Genomic DNA, 2,761 nt, shown 5'->3' on the forward strand with positions numbered 1-2,761 from the left:
CGGCCCCCGCTCATCGAGCGGGGGCCGCCTCGTCGTCGGCCGATCTCGTGGTCGGTCGGCCTCGTGGTCAGTCGTGGTCAGTCGTGGGACGTGGTCACTCGTGGGCCGTGGGCACCGCACGGAAGCCGCCGTCGAGCACCACGAGCGGATCGCCGGGATCCTCCTCGTCGAACCAGGCGTCCAGCAGCCGCGCGACCACCAGGACGTGGTCGCCCGCCGGGACGAGACGATCGAGGGCGACCCGGAGTCGCGCCCGCCCGCCGTGGAGGAGCGGTTCACCGGTCTCGGCCCGGGTCCACAGGGAGTGGTCGGCGAACCGGCGGTGGGAGGGGCCGGCGAACCGGAGCGCGAGTGATCGGTCGGCCTCGCCCAGCAGGTGGATCACCGCGGTCCGGGCGTCGAGCACCGCCGCCAGGCTGGACGACGAGATCCCGACGTTGAAGCTCACCAGGGCGGGCCTCGACGACAGGCTGGACGGTGATGACGCGGTGAACCCCACCGGCCCGTCGGCGCCGTCGAGGGTGATGATCGTGACGCCGGCGGGATGCATACGCATCGCCCGCCGATGGGTCTCCGCCGGGACGGACTGGTGAGCGGTGGACAGGCTTCGTTCGGTCATACGAGAAGTCTGTGGGGGTCCGCTACGGATGTCGAACAATACTGTCGCGGTGACCGGAAAGGGTCAGGACACCGACAGCAGCCTCGACGGCAGCGCGCTCGTGGGGTCGGCCGAGATGGTGTCGAGCGCCACCGCCATGGCCGCCAGCTGCTGGATCCGCCCGCCCGCCGTCGACACCCTGAGTTCGGGTGCCCCGCCGGCGAGAGGGGTCTCCCGTGAGGCTCTCAGGATGGGTCCCAGGTAGCGCGGGTGGTCCGTGAAGGCCTGTCCACAGAGCACCACCGAATCCGGCCGAGTGATGGCCGAGACCAACCCGACCAGGCGGCCGAGGATGGTCGCCCGCTCGACGAGGATCGCGTCGGCCATCGGGTCACCGTGTGCCCGGGCCGCGAGCTCCGGCACCGACCCGACGGTGATCCCGCGGGCGGCCGCAGCCCGGACCAGTCCGGAATCGCCCACCACGTCCAGGAGGCCACCGCCGCGGTCGTCGAGGTAGGTGGTCGGCCCCACGGGGAGGTGGGCGAGTTCCGCCGAGCCGGCCCGTGGCAGGTGTACGGCGCCGTCGATCACGAGGGCGGAGCCCAGATGCTCCCGCGCGTAGACGACCAGCGTCGTGCCCGTGTGGGACTCGTGCCCCACGAGCAGCTCCGCCGCGGCCATCGCCTCGACGTGGGGGGCCACGGAGAAGGGCACCCCGATTCGATCGGCGAACAGGTCCGCCACCGGAACGTCCCGCCACCCCAGCAGGTCGTGGTCGATCCTGCCCGGCGCGGTGATCCTCGCGGCCGTGGCCACGCCGCCCCAGACCAGCCGGCGGTCCCGGTGGCCGTCGAGGAGCCGGAACGCGATCGCGGACAGCTCGTCCGCGATCACCTCCGGATCCCGGCCCGGGGTGGGGATCGCGTACTCGGACAGGATCCGGCAGGCGAGATCACTGATGGCGACCACGCACCGGCTGAGGCCGATGTGGACGGCCACCACCACGGGCCCGGCGGGATCGATCTCCACGGGGATGCTCGGCCGGCCCACGGAACCGTCGTGCATGAGTTCGGGTCGCTCGCGGATGACCCCGGAGGACAGCAGCGCTGCCGTGGCTCGGCTGACCGTCGCCACCGACAGGCCCGTGGACGCGGCCACCTCCGGACGGGTCACCGGCCCCCGGAACCGGATCGTGCGCATGACCCTGGCCGAGCTCACGTCGGACAAACGCAGGTCAGGGGCGGGTGATCGGGGTGTCATGGGGGAGAGGGTATCACAGCCTATAGACCGATCGGTCTACTTGGGTAATGGGTTTCCTTCCCGGTGACGGCAATTGTGGCCCCCCGTCTCCGTCCGGCCGCACGATGTGTCGGTCCGCACTCCGACCCGAGACACCTCAGGAGCCGTCCGTGGCCACCGACCCGACTCATCCGAACCCCGACCAGACTGGGTTGCACTTCCACTGGTTCCTGCCCACCTACGGGGACTCGCGCAACCTCGTGGCCGGTGGGCACGGCACGCTGATGTCGGGGGACCGTCCGGCGACCCTGCCGTATCTGCGGCAGATCGTCGCGGCGGCCGAGCACAACGGGTTCGAGTCCCTCCTCACTCCCACCGGCGCCTGGTGCGAGGACGCGATGATCACCACCGCACTGCTCGCCGAGTCGAGCGACAGCATCAAGTTCCTCGTGGCGCTGCGCCCGGGGCTCATGAGTCCCACCCTCGCCGCGCAGATGGCGACCACCTTCCAGTGGCAGACCGGTGGCCGCCTGCTCCTCAACGTGGTCACCGGAGGCGAGTCCCGCGAGCAACGCGCCTATGGGGACTTCCTGGACAAGGAGGCCCGATACGCCAGGGCGGACGAGTTCCTCGAGATCGTCCGAGGACTCTGGGATTCGGAGAACCCGCTCTCCTACAGCGGTGACCACCTCGCCGTCGTCGATTCCGTCCTGGCGCGTCGACCGGACCCGGCGCCGCCGATCTTCTTCGGCGGCTCCTCCGCGGCCGGTATCCGCGTCGCCGCCCGCCATGCGGACACGTACCTGACCTGGGGCGAACCCCCCGCCGCGGTCGCCGGGAAACTGGACCGGGTCCGGGACGCCGCGGCCGTCCACGGCCGGACACCCTCGTTCGGGGTCCGGCTCCACGTGATCTCCAGGGACA

At 71.3% G+C, this 2,761-nt stretch carries 3 protein-coding genes; 1 reads left to right on the forward strand and 2 read right to left on the reverse strand.

The features are described from left to right. Nucleotides 1–94 precede the first annotated feature (94 nt). Entirely contained in the window at nucleotides 95–619 is a 525-nt protein-coding gene (locus G6031_RS17070) for a flavin reductase family protein (protein ID WP_182641396.1), read from the reverse strand. A gap of 63 nt (nucleotides 620–682) precedes the next feature. Further along, nucleotides 683–1,858 carry an ROK family protein gene (locus tag G6031_RS17075; protein WP_182645105.1) on the reverse strand — a complete coding sequence of 392 codons (1,176 nt, stop codon included), beginning with the start codon at nucleotides 1,856–1,858 and terminating at the stop codon, nucleotides 683–685. A 149-nt stretch (nucleotides 1,859–2,007) separates the two neighbouring features. Between G6031_RS17075 and G6031_RS17080 the strand changes: the two genes are divergently transcribed. Then, nucleotides 2,008–2,761, forward strand: a 754-nt coding sequence (locus tag G6031_RS17080) for an LLM class flavin-dependent oxidoreductase (RefSeq protein WP_182653911.1), incomplete at its 3' end; no start/stop codon positions are given.

The sequence above is a fragment of the Dietzia sp. CQ4 genome (genome assembly GCF_014145125.1).
Classification (GTDB): Bacteria; Actinomycetota; Actinomycetes; order Mycobacteriales; family Mycobacteriaceae; genus Dietzia; species Dietzia natronolimnaea.

Excerpts from the sequence above, each read along its gene's own strand:
- G6031_RS17075 (WP_182645105.1), bottom strand. The coding sequence starts at position 1,858 with ATGACACCCCGATCACCCGCCCCTGACCTGCGTTTGTCCGACGTGAGC.
- G6031_RS17070 (WP_182641396.1), bottom strand. The coding sequence starts at position 619 with ATGACCGAACGAAGCCTGTCCACCGCTCACCAGTCCGTCCCGGCGGAG.